1 protein-coding gene is annotated in these 241 nt (G+C 68.5%); it reads right to left on the bottom strand.

Annotated elements, in window-relative coordinates:
• The coding region (locus tag B4920_RS27665; protein ID WP_139379766.1) for a hypothetical protein at positions 1 to 241 on the bottom strand (241 nt) is incomplete at both ends.

The following is a 241-nucleotide window of genomic DNA, read 5'->3' as shown; positions in this document are numbered from 1 at the left end:
GGGGCGCGCTGGGGCATCAGCTCCAGCTTGCCATAGAAGGGGAAATCGCTCGGCACGGCGCGAATGGACGCCAGCTGCAGGCCGTCGCCGTGAAACAGCATGCTGTTGAAGCTGACCGTGGTCTGGACGAGGAGCCCCTCCTGCTTCGCCTGGGTGAGCCAGGCCTCGGGCGCCGGTGTCGCGGAACGCAGCACCCGATCCGCCCCGATAAAGTCCCGGCCCGAGGCCTTGAGCCCCGCAT

Source organism: Zoogloea sp. LCSB751, from assembly GCF_002028455.1.
In the GTDB taxonomy this organism is placed as follows: domain Bacteria; phylum Pseudomonadota; class Gammaproteobacteria; order Burkholderiales; family Rhodocyclaceae; genus Zoogloea.
Note: the sequence above shows the minus strand (reverse complement) of the source record. Positions and strands in the feature narration are given on the sequence as shown.